This window comes from Frankia sp. EI5c (assembly GCF_001636565.1).
Taxonomy (GTDB): domain Bacteria; phylum Actinomycetota; class Actinomycetes; order Frankiales; family Frankiaceae; genus Parafrankia.
The window spans coordinates 50,033-64,722 of record NZ_LRTK01000030.1 but is presented as its reverse complement, the minus strand read 5'-3'; the positions used below and the strand labels follow the sequence as shown (position 1 = coordinate 64,722).

General features: G+C 74.0%; 8 protein-coding genes and 5 pseudogenes. 4 read left to right on the top strand and 9 right to left on the bottom strand.

The features are described from left to right. Positions 1-35: 35 nt before the first annotated feature. The gene (locus UG55_RS15855; RefSeq protein WP_066069236.1) at positions 36-1,328 is read left to right on the top strand and encodes a PfkB family carbohydrate kinase; all 1,293 of its coding nucleotides are present in this window, start codon (positions 36-38) and stop codon (positions 1,326-1,328) included. 18 nt (positions 1,329-1,346) lie between these two features. On the opposite strand, the pseudogene UG55_RS37755 reads toward UG55_RS15855, so the two are convergent. The 7 genes and pseudogenes from UG55_RS37755 to UG55_RS37740 all read right to left on the bottom strand — a co-directional run. Next, positions 1,347-1,499 (bottom strand): annotated as a pseudogene (locus UG55_RS37755) (DNA-3-methyladenine glycosylase I); the annotation flags it as partial. A 1-nt stretch (position 1,500) separates the two neighbouring features. Next, the coding region (locus tag UG55_RS15850) for a DNA-3-methyladenine glycosylase I (RefSeq protein ID WP_242424578.1) at positions 1,501-1,988 on the bottom strand (488 nt) is incomplete at its 3' end. A 13-nt stretch (positions 1,989-2,001) separates the two neighbouring features. Further along, a pseudogene (locus tag UG55_RS37750) lies at positions 2,002-2,213 on the bottom strand (hypothetical protein); the annotation flags it as partial. A gap of 1 nt (position 2,214) precedes the next feature. Further along, positions 2,215-3,105 (bottom strand): adenosine deaminase (locus UG55_RS15845; protein ID WP_242424614.1); only part of this gene is annotated, 891 nt, incomplete at its 3' end. A gap of 121 nt (positions 3,106-3,226) precedes the next feature. Then, positions 3,227-4,537: a thymidine phosphorylase gene (locus UG55_RS15840; protein WP_066069226.1), complete on the bottom strand. Its 1,311-nt coding sequence runs from the start codon at positions 4,535-4,537 to the stop codon at positions 3,227-3,229. Beyond that, a pseudogene (locus UG55_RS37745) lies at positions 4,534-4,814 on the bottom strand (cytidine deaminase); the annotation flags it as partial. The gene UG55_RS15840 and the pseudogene UG55_RS37745, both read right to left, overlap by 4 nt. A 1-nt stretch (position 4,815) precedes the next feature. Continuing rightward, positions 4,816-4,968 (bottom strand): annotated as a pseudogene (locus UG55_RS37740) (cytidine deaminase); the annotation flags it as partial. A 192-nt stretch (positions 4,969-5,160) separates the two neighbouring features. Between UG55_RS37740 and UG55_RS15830 the strand changes: the two are divergent. The 3 genes from UG55_RS15830 to UG55_RS15820 all read left to right on the top strand — a co-directional run bounded on the left by UG55_RS15830 (position 5,161) and on the right by UG55_RS15820 (position 11,076). Next, the gene (locus UG55_RS15830; RefSeq protein WP_066069224.1) at positions 5,161-7,662 is read left to right on the top strand and encodes a serine/threonine-protein kinase; all 2,502 of its coding nucleotides are present in this window, start codon (positions 5,161-5,163) and stop codon (positions 7,660-7,662) included. 81 nt (positions 7,663-7,743) lie between these two features. After that, positions 7,744-9,543: a serine/threonine-protein kinase gene (locus UG55_RS15825; protein WP_066069221.1), complete on the top strand. Its 1,800-nt coding sequence runs from the start codon at positions 7,744-7,746 to the stop codon at positions 9,541-9,543. A gap of 585 nt (positions 9,544-10,128) precedes the next feature. Beyond that, positions 10,129-11,076, top strand: coding sequence for a methionyl-tRNA formyltransferase (locus UG55_RS15820; RefSeq protein ID WP_066069218.1), 948 nt, complete (start codon positions 10,129-10,131; stop codon positions 11,074-11,076). Between the two features lie 153 nt (positions 11,077-11,229). Here the strand turns inward: UG55_RS15820 and UG55_RS15815 are convergent, their stop codons facing one another. Then, complete coding sequence (locus UG55_RS15815) at positions 11,230-12,171, bottom strand: ABC transporter substrate-binding protein (protein ID WP_242424576.1); 942 nt, start codon at positions 12,169-12,171, stop codon at positions 11,230-11,232. A 115-nt stretch (positions 12,172-12,286) separates the two neighbouring features. Continuing rightward, positions 12,287-14,690 (bottom strand): annotated as a pseudogene (locus tag UG55_RS37735) (condensation domain-containing protein); the annotation flags it as partial.

Sequence of the window (14,690 nt, the reverse complement as noted above, 5' to 3'; positions counted from 1 at the left end):
GCCTCCCACTCCGGCCCAGGCCGGATAATGGGCCCATGAAAGGCGTCTTCGTCGGCCTGACGACGCTGGATTCGGTCTACCTCGTGGACCAGCTTCCCGGTGCCGACGAGAAGTGTGTGGCCCGGGATTTCGCGATGAATGCTGGCGGCCCCGCCACGAACGCGGCGGTGACGTTCGCCTACCTCGGCGGCCGGCCCTGCCTGGTGAGCGCGATCGGCAGTTCTCCCGCCGCCGCGCTCGTGCACGCGGATCTGGCCCGCCACGGCGTCCGCCATATCGAGCTGGTGCCCGAGACCTCCGGCGACTCGGCCGCCGGTGTCGGCGGGATCGGCCAGCACGGCCTACAGCACAAGCCGGCCGGGGCGCGCGCCGGCGGCATCCGCGGCTACGGGCTGCCCGGGGCGGCCGGCGGTGGTTCCCCGGCGCACGGCAAGGTTCCCGGCCGTCCCGGGCCGGGCGGCCACCGCCACGGTGGCGCGGGCGGGCACGCCGGGCAGGCCAGCCCCGTCGGGCACGGTGCCGTCCTGGGGCACGGCGGCCCCGGCGGTCCCGGCGGCTACGGGAGCGCCGGCGGGCCGGGCGGCCACGGCGCGGCGCCTGGTCACGGCCTGGCGCCTGGTCACGGCCTGGCGCCTGGTCACGGCGGGGCGGCCGCCGGGCACCCCGGCGCCGGCCCGGGCGGGCTGATCCCCGCCGCCGGCCATCTCGCCGGCCTGGCGGGAACCTCCTATGCCCTCCCCATGTCAGCGGTCATGGTCACCGCACTGACCGGCGAGCGGGCAGTGACCTCGACCCACGGGATGGTGCCGCGGTGCACGGCGAACACCGCGGCGGCCGCCGCCGTCGCCGACGCGGATGTCGTCCTGGTCGACGGCCACCAGGTGGACGCCACGGTCGGACTGCTCCGCACGCTGCGGCGCGGCGGGCCGCCGGTCCTGCTCGACGGCGGGAGCTGGAAGCCGGGCACCGAGCAGCTGCTGCCGTTCGTCGACATCGTGATCTGCTCCACCGCGTTCCGGCCGCCGGGTTTCGACCCCGGCGCGGACATCCTGGACCTGCTGCTGCGCTACGGCCCGTTCTTCGTCGCCGTGACGGACGGGCCGGGGCCGATCCGGTGGGCGACCAAGGACCGGCGCGGCTACGTGCTGCCGCCGGTGGTCACGGCACGTGACACCCTCGGCGCCGGTGACGTCTTCCACGGCGCCTTCGCCTGGATGATGGCCCACGGCGCGATCGAGACCGACGAACTGGTCGGCTCACTCGGCGAGGCGTCCCGGGTGGCCGCGCGCTCCGTGCAGAGCTTCGGCACCCGAAGCTGGATGACCTGACCGCCGGGCGGCCGGCCGTCAGGTCTCGGGGCCGCGGGCGACGCAGCCGGCGAGATGATCGTCTACCAGCCCGCAGGCCTGCATCAGCGCGTAGGCGGTGGTCGGGCCGAGGAACACGAAGCCGCGCGCCCGCAGCGCCCTGGCCAGTGCCCTCGACTCGTCGGTCACCGCNGGCACGTCCGCGACGGTCACGGGGGCCGGCCGGGACGGCGCCGGGGCGAAGGACCACACGATGTCCGCCAGCGGCTCGCTCAGCCCGAGGACGGCGCGGGCGTTGGCGATGGTGGCCTCGATCTTGCGCCGGTTCCGGACGATGCCCGCGTCGGCGAGCAGTGCCGTGACCTCCTCCTCGCCGAAGGCGGCGACGGCCGCCGGGTCGAACCCGGCGAAGGCGGCCCGGAACGCCGGCCGCTTGCGCAGGATCGTCAGCCACGACAGCCCGGACTGGAACGCTTCCAGGGTGATCCGCTCGAACAGCCCGACGGTGTCCCGGACGGGCCGGCCCCATTCGGCGTCGTGGTATTCGACGTACAGCGGGGTCGACACCGCCCACGGGCAACGCGGCAGGCCGTCCGCACCGGCGACGAGGCCGGTGGCGCCGGCGGTGGCGGTGGCGGTGGCGGTGGCGGTGGCGGTCACCGTGCCGCCCTCGTCCGTCATGCCGCTCAGCCTCTCACGGCCGATCAGGGCACGGCGGCCCGCCGGGGGCCGCCGCGGCCCCGAGCGCGTCGAACCCGGGCTTGATGACGTCGTTGATCAGGGCGAGGCGCTGGTCGAACGGCAGGAACGCCGACTTCATCGCATTGATGGTCAGCCAGCTGATGTCCGACCAGCCGTACCCGAACGTCTCGGCGAGGGCCGCGAACTCGCTCGACAGCGTCACCCNGCTCATCAGCCGGTTGTCGGTGTTCACCGTCACCCGGAACCGCAGCCGGCGCAGCAGGCCGATCGGGTGCTGTTCCAGGCTCGGCGCCGCCCCGGTGTGCACGTTCGACGTCGGGCACATCTCCAGCGGCACGCGGACATCCCGCACGAAGTTCGCGAGGTCACCCAGGGTCGCGTTGCCGTCCGGGTCGACCGTGATGTCGTCGACGATGCGCACGCCGTGCCCCAGCCGGTCGGCGTTGCACCACTGGAGCGCCTCCCAGATGGACGGCAGCCCGAAGGCCTCCCCGGCGTGGATGGTGAAGTGCCCGTTCGCGCGCTGGATGTACTGGAACGCGTCCAGGTGACGGGTAGGCGGGTTGCCCGCCTCCGCGCCCGCGATGTCGAAGCCGACCACACCGGCCTCGCGCCAGCGCACGGCGAGCTCGGCGATCTCCAGCGAGCGGGCCTGGTGGCGCATCGCCGTCAGCAGCGCGCGCACGTGCAGGCCGGTGCCGGCCGAGCCGGCCCGGAAGCCGTCCAGCACGGCCTCGACGACCTCGTCGAGTGACAGTCCGCGCTCCCCGTGCAGCTCGGGGGCGAAGCGGACCTCGGCGTAGACGACGCCGTCGGCGGCGAGGTCCTCGGCGCATTCGCGCGCCACCCGGACCAGGGCCTCGGACGTCTGCGTGACGCCCACCGTGTGGCTGAACGTCTCCAGGTAGCGCACCAGCGACCCGGTGTGCGCGCCACCGCGGAACCAGGTCCGGAGCTTGTCGACATCGGTCGTGGGCAGGCCCGTGTACCCGTCGGCGTCGGCCAGCTCGATGATGGTCTCGGGCCGCAGCCCGCCGTCCAGATGGTCATGCAGCAGGACCTTCGGCGCCTGCCGGATCTCGGCCTCGGTGATCAGCTCGCCACCTCCTCACGACTGGGCCGGACCCACCCGTGGCCGGGCCCGACCGCCTCCCGCGCCGCCTCCCAGACGCTAGCCCCCGGGCCCGCGGGCCGCCGGTCAACCGGGCCGTCACAGGTCAGCGGATGTGGGCCAGCACCAGGGGGGCGAAGGCGGGTGGCTCCGCGGTGACCGCGACAGCGCCGGCCAGGGCCTCGATCGCCCGCGGGAAGGTCGACTCGTCGTCGCTGTAGAGCTCGATCAGCGGCTCGCCGGCCCGGACCCGCTCCCCCACCCCCGCGAACCACCGCAGCCCGGCCGCGGCCGACACCGGATCCTCCTTGCGGGCACGCCCCGCCCCCAGCCGCCAGGCCGCGACGCCGACCGCGCGGGCCTCCAGCCGGCTGAGGTAGCCGCTCGCCGGCGCCGGCACGACCCGGGTGAACGCGGGCACCGGCAGCGCGGCGTCCGGGTCGCCGCCCTGGGCCGCGACCATCGCGCGCCACACCTTGAACGCGGCGCCCGAGGCCAGCAGCTCCGCCGGATCAGGCGCCACCGGGCCGAGGCCGGCCAGGTCGAGCATCACCCGGGCCAGCGCCACCGTGATCTCGACGAGATCGGCCGGACCAGCGCCACGCAGCGTCGCGACCGCCTCGGCCACCTCGGGCCCGTTGCCCGCGGTGCGGCCCAGCGGCGTGTCCATCGCGGTCAGCAGCGCCTGCGTCCGCACCCCGGCGCGGTCGCCGAGACGAACCATGGTGCGCGCCAGCTCATGGGCGTCGTCCATCGACGTCATGAACGCGCCCGTGCCCACCTTGACATCCAGGACCAGCGAGGACGTCCCCTCGGCGATCTTCTTGCTCATAATGGACGAGGCGATCAGCGGGATCGACTCGACGGTTGCGGTGACATCCCGCAAGGCGTAGAGCCGGCGGTCCGCGGGCGCGAGCCGCGGGCCGGCGGCGCAGATGACCCCACCGACGTCGGTGAGGATCTCCCGCATCCGTCCGGTGTCGAGGTCGGCGCGCCAGCCCGGGATCGCCTCCATCTTGTCCAGGGTTCCGCCGGTGTGGCCGAGCCCGCGGCCGGCTGCCTGCGGGACGGCCGCGCCACAGGCCGCCACCAACGGGGTGAGCACCAGGGAGACCTTGTCCCCGACGCCCCCGGTCGAATGCTTGTCGACGGTGGGGCGGGGCAGTCCGCCCAGGTCGGCGCGCTCGCCGCTGGCGACCATGGCGGCCGTCCAGTGATCCAGCTCGTCGGCGGTCAGACCCCGCCAGCAGACGGCCATCAGGAAGGCGGACATCTGCTCGTCGGCGACCCGGCCGTGGGTGTAGGCGTCGACCAGCCAGGCGATCGCGTCCGCGGGCAGTGCGCCACCGTCCCGCTTGGCCCGGATGAGGTCGACCGCGTCGTAGGCGGCCGGCGTCGTCCGCGGGTCGGCGCTCATGCCGCCGGCCCCGTACCGGGTCCCGTCCCGAATCCCGCACCGGGCGGCAGGTCGGCGGGACCGAACGAGTCCGGGAGGAGCTCGGCGAGCGTTCGCACCCCACCCGCCGTGGCGAGCCTGAGTTCCGGCCCGCCGTGCTCGTGCAGGAGCTGGCGGCAGCGCCCGCACGGCGCCAGCGGGGCGCCCGTCCCGTCCACGCACACGAAGGCGACCAGCCGCCCGCCGCCACTTGCCCGCAGCGCCGACACCAGCCCGCACTCGGCGCACAGCGTCAGCCNGTAGGACGCGTTCTCGACGTTGCAGCCGACGACGACCCGGCCGTCGTCGACGAGCGCCGCGGCACCCACCCGCAGGCCCGAGTAGGGAGCGTAGGCGTGCCGCGCGACGCCCACCGCCGCCGCGCGCAACCGCTGCCACACACTGTCGTCCACGAACCCCTCCCGGGTCGGTTTCCCCCCGCCCCGGGCAGTGTCGACCACCGGGCCGCCCCGCTGCCGAGGAGGCCCCGCCGGCACCCGGCGCTCAGGCACACAGCCCGGGGCCGCGACCAGCATGCCCCGCTGTCAGCGGGCACGCCGAGTGTGATCCCATGAGAGCGACAACCTGAGCGGAAAGGACAGCCGATGTCAGGCGCGCGCCGTGACGCTCCCGATTCAGCCGGTTCGCGTGCGCTCATCGGGCGCAGGTACCGGCTCGACGGGGTGATCGGTCGCGGCGGCTTCGGTGTCGTGCACCGGGCGACGGACGAGCTGCTTCGCCGCCAGGTCGCCGTCAAGGAGGTCCTGCTCCCCTACGACGGCAGCGAGCAGGAACGCGAGCTGGCGCGGGAGAGGGTCCTGCGGGAGGCCCGCGCCGCCGGCCGCCTGCACCACCCGGGCGCGGTCGCGGTGCTCGACGTCATCTCCGAGGGTGACCTGCCCTGGATCGTGATGGAGTTCGTGGACGGGCAGGCCCTGTCGCGGCTCATCGACGAGCGCGGGGCGCTGAGCGTCACGGAGGTCTGCCGCATCGGCATCAGCCTCGCCTACGCGCTGGAGGCGGCGCACCGACTGGGCATCGTCCACCGCGATGTCAAGCCGAGCAACGTCCTCGTGACGGCGGACCAGCGCGCGCGGCTCACCGACTTCGGTATCGCCGTCAGCCACGGGGACCCCCGGCTGACCAGCACCGGGATGGTGCTGGGCTCGCCGGCCTACCTGTCCCCCGAGCGGGCCCGGGGCGACGCCGGGACAGCCGCGAGTGACCGCTGGGGCCTGGGGGCGACCCTGTTCACCTCCGTGGAAGGGGTCTCCCCCTTCCCGGGGAACGACCCGATCTCGATTCTGGCGGCGGTGGTGCAGGGCCGCCGCCGGCCGTTCCACGCCGCGGGGCGGCTGGCGCCCGTCATCGACGACCTGATGGCGCCGAGCCAGGCCCAGCGCCCGAGCCTGGCCCACGCGCGGGCCCGGATGCGCGAGATCCTCGAGCACGAGGGCCGGACCCGCCCGCACCGCTCCCGCAGCCGGCCGGCCCGCCCGACCGTGTCGGCCAACACCCCGAAACCAGGTATCCCGCTGGCAGCGGCGCCCGCGCCCGCTGACGGCGCCGCGGCCCCGGCGGGTGCCCCGATCACCGAGAACGCCACCCAGCTGGTCAGCCGGCCGGCCGCCGGTGCCCAGGCAGCCGGGGGGCAGGCCGCCGGAGCGCGGGCAGCCGCCGGGACGCGGGCCGAACCCGGTGCACCGGTCGACGCGACGGCGGTCCTGCGGCCGGGCGAAGCCGCGGACAGCGTCACCACCGTCGTGGAGCGCGGCTCCGGTGCCGCTCCGGCCGACCCGGGGGCAGCGCGGACCGTCCTGGTCGACTCCGCCGTGGACGCCTCCGGCAGCACCGTGGACGGAACAGTGCTGATGGGGCCGATGCGCGGTACGACCACCGCACCCCCAGCACCAGCACCGGCGCAGGGCGGCCCCGCCGCACCGGCGGCACCCGAGGAGACCGCCGAAGGGACCACATCGACCGAGGGCGGAGCTGTCTCCCCCCCGGAGCCGACGGGTTCCCCGGCCCCCGGGTCCGAGACGACCGTCGTGCACGCCCCCCTGGGCGGTTCGCCCGGGTCTCCCTCCCGGCTCGCGAGCCGACTGGAGCGGGTCCGCGCGATGGAGCGACGGCGTGCCGCCGCGGCCGAGCGTGCTCGGGACACGGACGGTCCGAGGTCGGCCGACCGCCCACGAGCCCTGGACCGGATGCGCGCGCTCGACCGGATGCGGGCGCTCGGCGGGATCCCGGCCCGGGCCCAGCCGGTGCCGCCGCCGGTGACCCCGGCCCCAGCTCCGGATACCGCGAGCGCGGGGCCGGCTGCCGGTACCGAAGCCGCGGCGGCAGCCGGTGCCACGGCGACCGCCAGCCCCGCCGAGACCCCCCGCACCACGGAAGCCGCCGGCGCCGGAGAAGCCGCCGGCGCCGGGGAGGCCGACCGCGGCGCTCCGCCCGTCGCCCGCCGCCGCCCCCGGCGGCCTGTTGTGATTCTCGTCGCCCTGATTCTCGTGATCGTTTTCGGCCTGGCCGCCGTCCTGCTCCTTGGTGGCGGTGACGAGGAACCATCCGTGCCCGGTCCGAACCCAACTGTGACGGTCGATCCCCGGGCGGCCGCGATCGAGGCGGGCGAGGCCGTCGCGACCGATTCCACCCCGGTCGTTCCCGCGCCGGGCTGGGTCTCGTACGTCGATCCGAGCGGATGGTCGATCGCCTATCCGGCGACCTGGGACCGCCGGCCGAGCCCGAGCGGCGCGGAGAACCTGGACTTCGTGGATACTGCTACTGGTACCTTCATGCGCATCGGAAGTATCGGGACGGCGAAGACCTCGGCCATCGAGGACTGGCGCACGAACGAGGCACGCTTCCGGAATCAGGTGCGGGACTACCGGCGGGTACGGATCGAACCAGGCGATCAGGCTGACGGCTCACGGCAGGCCGACTGGGAGTTCACCTACGCCTCCGGTGGGGGGACGGTGCATGTGCTCAACCGTGGCGCTGTGCGAAACGGGCATGGATACGCTCTGTACTGGCACACGGCCGAGAAGCTGTGGGCGGCGAACCAGCCGCTGATGCGCCAGCTCCTCTCGACGTTTCGGCCGGCGCCATGAGGCGCCCCGGGCGCGAGCGCCGTCTGACCAGCCGGCGGGGCCAGGTCCGCTCCGACCAATTCGTCTGTCAGACTTGAATCGATGGCCAGATCGGCGAGCGTGCCCCCCGACACATCTCGGCACGGCACACCCCGCTACGTAGCGCAGCGCTACCGCCTCGACGCACCTATCGGGCGCGGTGGCGCCGGTGTCGTGTGGTGCGGCGAGGACGAGCTTCTCCAGCGGCCCGTCGCCATCAAGGAAATCCTGGTGCCGATGGCCGGCGCGCAGTCGGAGCGCGATGCCATTCGGGCGCGGGTGCTGCGCGAGGCGCGGGCGCTGGCCCGGTTGCACAGCCCGGCCATCGTCTCGGTCTTCGACGTCGTCGAGGAGCACGAGCGGCACTGGATCATCATGGAGCTCATCGACGCGGACAGCCTCGGTGACACCATCAAGAACCACGGCCCGCTGCCCTTCGACCAGGTCGCGGCGATCGGCCTGGCACTCGCCGACGCGCTCGCCGCCGCCCATTCGGCCGGTGTGCTGCACCGTGACGTCAAGCCCGGCAACGTGCTGCTCGGCCGGGACAACCGCGTCCGCCTCACCGACTTCGGCATCGCGGCGACTGAGGGCGACGTCACGCTGACCGGTACCGGCGCGCTCGTCGGCTCACCCGCCTACATCGCCCCGGAGCGGGTTCGCGGGTCCTCCGGCACGCCCGCGAGCGACCTGTGGGGCCTCGGCGCGACGCTGTACTCCGCGGTCGAGGGCTGCCCGCCCTTCGAGGGGCCGGAGACATACGCCGTGCTGAGCGCGGTCGTCGAGGGTCGCCGCCGCCCGTTCCGGCTGGCCGGTCCGCTGCGCGGGCTGCTCACCGACCTGCTCGACCGCCCGGCCGAGCTGCGCCCGGACGTCGAGGAGATCCGCCGCCGGCTGACCCCGATCGCCCGCAACGCCAACCCGGTCCCGAGTGTCGTGACGAACCCCCGCAGCCGTTCGTCCGAGCCGTCGGAGGACCCGGTCAGCTCGGACGACGGTCTGGAGAACCTCGCCGCGCCGCCACCGCCACCGCCACCGGCCGTGGCGCGGACGGATCGGCAGCCGACGCCCGCCGACGACATCGGCGTGACCGACCGGCTCGTCCCCGGCCGGGAGATCACGCCCGTGCCGCCGGCCGCTGGCCTGCCCCTGACCGGTGACGAGCTGACAGCGGTCGGGCACACGCCCATCACCGGCCCGGGAGCGGTGCCGTCCACCGGCCCGCACGATGATCTCACCCAGATCGGCGCGCTGACCCCGGCGTCGGACCTTTTCGACCAGGACGACGCCAACATGGCGGCGGGCCTGCTCCCACTGGAGCGCGACGCCGAGCGCACGAGCCGGGCACCGGCCTCCCACCGGGCGCCCTCGGGCCGCGGCGACCACCGCGGAGACTCCGCCCGCGGCGGTGCTCACGGCGGGCGGCCGCCACAGCTCGCGATCATCGCCGGCGCGGCGGTGGCCGCCCTCGCGGGCCTCGCGGTCCTGCTGACAATCCTGCTCACGGGCGGGAACGGGGATGCCCCGCGGGGAACCAGCGCGGACGGCGCCTCGCCCTCACCGTCGCTCGCGCCCACGCCGTGGAGCGCCCCCCCGACCGCCGACGTGACGCCCGAGCCGGCGGAGACCTCGCCCCAGACGACCTACCCCCGCCCGACCCGCCGGGCCACGGTCCCCGCGCCGCAGACCGAGCCCGCGATCGTCGATCCGCCCGTCGAGACGCCGCCCCCGTCGGCGACACCGACCGCGACACCGACGGCCCCGGCGACGACTCCCCCGGCCACCCAGAGCCCGGGCCCCACCACCTCGCCTGGACCCGGCTCGACGGTGTCACCGAGCACTCCGGCGACCGGCGGCCCCTGACCGCCGGCGGTCAGCGGCCGCACACCGGCCCTCGCACCGCGCCTCTCCGTACCGCCCCTCCCCGCGTCGCGGCCTCCCCGCATCGCGGCCGCCGTCGCACCGCGGACGGCGCGCATCCGGGCGGAGCGAACCGCGGCCCGGCCAGCTGACATCTGCCATTGCCTTCGCCCATGCCGATGCCATCCGTTCGCGGTGACGGCTCCCATACATGGGGCGCTGCCGTGTACCGCAGGATTCCGCCGCCAGGGATGCAGAAAGCGCTGACCGCTTGACACCCAACCAGGCAGCCCATCAACATTGGTAAGCCTCACCTAAGTGAGGCGTATTCGTTCCGCCGATTCCCGCGGCGCCGCCGGGCCGTCAGGACGTCCGACCCGGGGACCCCTGGCCGACCCCGGCCTGCGCGGGGTTGCGGAGCTCCCCCGCCGACCGGCTCCGCCGCAACCGCCGTTCCAGCACGTCCCGAATTCCAGCACGTCCCGAATTCCAGTGCGTCCCGGCCGCCCGTGCGTGGCCGCCCGGCCCGACGCGTCCGGGCCGCACCCGGCAAGATCTTTTCCAGCGACCAGAGGAGAGACATCAGACATGCGGGTCGTAATGTTCGGATACCAGACCTGGGGACATCGCACGCTGAAGACTCTTCTCGACTCCCACCACGAGGTGGTCCTGGTCGTCACGCACGAGAAGAGCGACCACGCGTACGAGAAGATCTGGGACGACTCGGTAGCCGATCTCGCGGCCGAGTACGGCGTGCCCCTCGCGATCCGCAACCGCCCGGACGACGAGGACCTGATGGCGATGCTCAAGGCGGCCGATCCGGACGCCATCGTCGCGACGAACTGGCGGACCTGGATCCCGCCGCAGATCTTCAATCTGCCCCGGCTGGGGACGCTGAACATCCACGACTCGCTCCTGCCCGCCTACGCCGGATTCGCGCCGCTGATCTGGGCGCTGATCAACGGCGAGCCCGAGGTCGGCGTGACGGCGCACATCATGACCGACGAGCTCGACGCCGGTGACATCGTTCTCCAGCACCGGGTTCCGGTCGGCCCGCGCGACACCACCGCCGACCTGTTCCACCGCACCCTCGCGCTGTTCGGCCCGATGGCCGTGGAGGGGCTGGACCTGATGGCGACCGGGCGCACCGACTGGATCGCGCAGGACCGCTCGAAGGCCAGCTTCTTCCACAAGCGCTCGGAGCGGGACAGCCTCATCGACTGGACGTGGTCGGCCGAGGAGCTCGACCGGCTCGTACGGGCGCAGTGCGACCCCTACCCCAACGCCTTCACCTACCGGAACGGCGAGCGGGTCCGCATCGTCTCCGCGGAGGTCTCCAGGGGCTGCTACGGCGGCACGCCGGGACGGATCTTCATTCGAGAGGGGGACGGTGTCGTCATCGTCGCCGGCGCGCAGGCGCGGTACGGGCGCAGCCACGGCCTGTTGATCCGCACGGTGCGCCTGGACGACGGCCGCGAACTGGCCGCCACCGACTACTTCACCACCATGGGCGGGTATCTCACCGACCGACCCTGAGCAACGCACCCGACGACCCCGCCGCCGGCGGAGCGCCCGGTCACCGGATCACCCGGATCACCCAGGTCACCCAGGTCGTCAGACGAAGCAGCCGGGCTGCCGCGCGCTCACCACGCGCGGCAGCCCGGCTGTCGTCCACCCGCCGGACGGGTGTCAGCCCGTGGCGCCGGCGACCTTCGCGAGGGTCGGCTCCAGCTGCTCAAGCTGCCAGGGGATGTTCAGGATGGTCGGGTTGTTCACCGCGCCCGCGGTGAAGGCGTCGACCTCCTGGGCCCGGCCGTCCACGACCGCCGGGATCTTCTTGTACAGCTCGTTCGCCCGCATCTCGGCGCCCAGCTCATCGGTGGCGAACCCGATCATCAGGAAGTCGGCGTCGAGCTCGCCGATCTTCTCCATGCTCAGGGACCGGTCGACGACGCTCGCGGTCACCTTCGGCGAGAGTTTCATGCCGAGCTGGCCGTAAAGCTGGATGGCGACGGTCTCCGGATCGTCGATCACCGCGAGTCCACCGGACTCGTAGTAGAAGCTGTAGCTGAAGGTCTTGTCCTTGAGCCCCGGCAGCTTCGCCGCGGTGTCGGAGATCACCTTCTCGGTGGCGGCGATCGCGGCGGCGGTGTCCGCCTCGCGGCCGACGGCCTTCCCGATCACCTTGCTCACGTCCTGCCAGGTCGCGATGCCAGCTTCGGTCTCGTAGGCCACGGTCGGCGCGATTTTGCTGAGCCGCTCGTAGTAGTCCTCGAGACCGTAGAAGTTGGTGGCGAGGATCAGGTCAGGGGCGAGCGAGGCGATCTGCTCGAGGTTGAGATCGCCACTGGTGTCGAGCGCCGTGCTGTCGGCGAGGTCGATCTTCCCCTTGAGCCAGGGAAACTCCCCGTCCTCCTTGTAGGGGTTCTCCGCGTAGGCGATCGGGGTGATTCCCAGCGCCGCCAGCGTGTCCTCTTCATAGCTGAGGGCGATGATTTTGGTCGGCGCCTTGGAAATGGTGGTGGTACCGAACGCGTGCTTGATCTCCACCGGGAAGCCGGCCGCGGCGGCACCGCCAGTCGAGGAACCACCGCCATCGTTGTCATCACCGCAGGCCGCGGCCCCAGTCATTACCGCGCCGGCGACGCACAACGCCGCCAACGCCCTTGCAATACCCCGCATTGCCCCTCAACTCTCTGACTTCACGTCGTCGTCGCGACGACGCCTGACCTTTAGGTCGATCAACCTAAAACCTTGAACTATCGGCGTAGTCGCTGCGCTGCAGCAACCGCCTGGCGCGCGCGCAGAGCGCGGAAAGAGCGCGCGCCCACGTCGCGGCGAAGTCCGCGACCGCGTCGGCGGGCGGCCCGTCGGCACCCGCCGTCCAGCGGGCGACGATCTCGGGGCCGGCCGGCAGGTCGAGTGCCCGGATGATGACCGTCAATGGGAACGGGTCCGGCCGCTCGGAGTTCCAGGCGGCGAACAGGCCCTCGTCCTCCACCGCGACATCCCAGTCCGCGGGCTCCGGACGAGACAGGCGCCCCTCGTAGTTGAGGTACACCTGCGGCGGCGTCGCCCGCGCGAGCACCGGCGCGGTACGCGGGTTGAGATGACGCAGCAGCCCGTACCCACCGCCGTCTCCCGGCACCGCGGCCCTGCGCCGGTGGACGTCGGCAACCGCGGCATCCAGCACGTCGGAGTCCAGAACACCTGAGCCCAGAACACCTGAGCCCGGGAGACCTGAGCCCGGGAGAGCCGAGCCGTCGGTACGGCCCTCCGCCGCCGCCTCCGTGGCCGCCAGATCGATCGGGCGCTGGTCGAGGCAGAGCGGGTACACGTCGGCGAACCAGCCCACGGTGCGGGTCAGGTCAAGATCGCCGGTTGCCAGGTCTCCTCGGCCGTGGCTCTGCAGCGCCACCACGAGCCCCTCGGCGGCACCGGACTCCCAGCGGCGCCGGCAGTCGGCGACCGCCAGCGCCAGCGCGGTGAGCAGTACGTCGTCGACCCCGACCTGCCAGGCCGCGGGCGCGGTGGTGAGGATGTCGCCGGCCCAGGCGGCGGACAACGTCACGGTGGTGGCGGCCGGTTCCCGTTCCGTCCGGATGGTCACCCCGTCGGCCAGCGGCTCCGCCGCCGCGCTGCCGACCACGGCGACCGCGGCGGGCACGGCAGGCACGGCGGGCACGGCGGGGTGCGGACGGCGGGGCAGCGGAGCGCCGCCCTCGACCGCCCGCAGCCAGAACGGCAGCTCCGCCTCGCGCTCCGAGTCGGTGGCCTGCTCCGTGACGTCCAGTGCCCACCGGCGGTAGGACGTCGGCACCGCCGGCAGCGTCGGTACGCCGCCGGCGGCGAGCGCCTGCCAGGCGGCCGCGAGGTCGTCGAGCAGGATCTGCCAGGACACCCCGTCGATCACCAGGTGGTGCACGATGATCAGTAGTCGGCCCGGGGTGGTGCGTCCGGCGTCGAACCAGACTGCCCGGACCATCACCCCGCCGTCCGGGTCGAGTTCCCCGTCCGCTCGCCGCGCCTCGGCGGCGAGCACCTGGTCGAGGTCGTCCCCCGGGCCGACCTCGACCCGCCGCAGCCATCCGCCGACGCCCGGTGCGCCGGGCGGTGGGACGTCGAGATACCAGGCCTCGCCGCGGTCGGCACTGACCGGCGGGCAGTCGTCGGGCAGCGGCCCGCGGGACGGGCGCACCAGTCGCGACCGCAGGATCTCGTGCCGGTCGGCGACCGCGGCCAGGACGGCCCGCAACGCCGGCAGCGTCGCCGTGGCCGGGACCCGCAGCAGCATCGGCGAGGAGAACCCGTCGACGCCGCCGCCGCCCGCCCGCAGCGCCAGCAGCGGAGGCGTCGGCGGCACTGTCCCGACCCCGTCAGTCGCGTGCGCACCACTGCCGGCCTGCGCACCACTGCCGGCCTGCGCACCACTGCCGACGCCGCCGGCCGAGGCGGGCAGGCCGAGTGCCGCCGCGAGCGCGGCGGGAGTGCGGTGCCGGAACACCTGCGCCGGCCGGATCTCGTGACCGTCCCGCCGCAGGCGGCTCACCAGCCGCATCGCGATGATGCTGTCGCCGCCGAGCGCGAAGAAGTCGTCGTCGGCGCCGACCGCCGGGGTTCCCCCGGCCGCCCGCAGCCCGAGGACCTCGGTGAACAGCGCGCAAAGCCGCGCCTCCCCCGCCGAGGCGGGGGCCCGGCCGACGGCCGCCGCGGCGAAGTCGGGCACCGGCAGCGCGGCCCGGTCGAGCTTGCCGTTGGGCGTCATCGGCAGCCGGCCGGCCACCGGGATGACCGCCGCCGGAACCATGTACTCGGGTAGTGACTCGGCGGCGTGCACCCGCAGCTCCGCCGGATCGAGCCCGTCCCGCTCGGGGACCACGTAGGCGACGAGCCGCGGCGGACCGGCGCCGTCCGACCGGGCGAGCACGGCGGCCTGCCGCACGTCCGGGTGGCGCATCAGCACGGACTGGACCTCGCCCGGCTCGATCCGGTAGCCCCGGATCTTGATCTGGTCATCCGACCGGCCGAGGAAGTCCAGGATGCCGCCCGGCCGCCAGCGCGCGCGGTCACCGGTGCGGTACAACCGGTCGCCGGGCCCGCCGAACGGGTCGGCGACGAACCGAGTGGCGGTCAGGCCGGGGCGGCCGAGG

Coding starts and splice junctions, on each gene's coding strand:
- UG55_RS15825 (WP_066069221.1), top strand. CDS start 7,744: ATGGCCAGATCGGCGAGCGTGCCCCCCGACACATCTCGGCACGGCACA.
- UG55_RS15840 (WP_066069226.1), bottom strand. CDS start 4,537: ATGAGCGCCGACCCGCGGACGACGCCGGCCGCCTACGACGCGGTCGAC.
- UG55_RS15855 (WP_066069236.1), top strand. CDS start 36: ATGAAAGGCGTCTTCGTCGGCCTGACGACGCTGGATTCGGTCTACCTC.
- UG55_RS15820 (WP_066069218.1), top strand. CDS start 10,129: ATGCGGGTCGTAATGTTCGGATACCAGACCTGGGGACATCGCACGCTG.
- UG55_RS15815 (WP_242424576.1), bottom strand. CDS start 12,171: ATGACTGGGGCCGCGGCCTGCGGTGATGACAACGATGGCGGTGGTTCC.
- UG55_RS15830 (WP_066069224.1), top strand. CDS start 5,161: ATGTCAGGCGCGCGCCGTGACGCTCCCGATTCAGCCGGTTCGCGTGCG.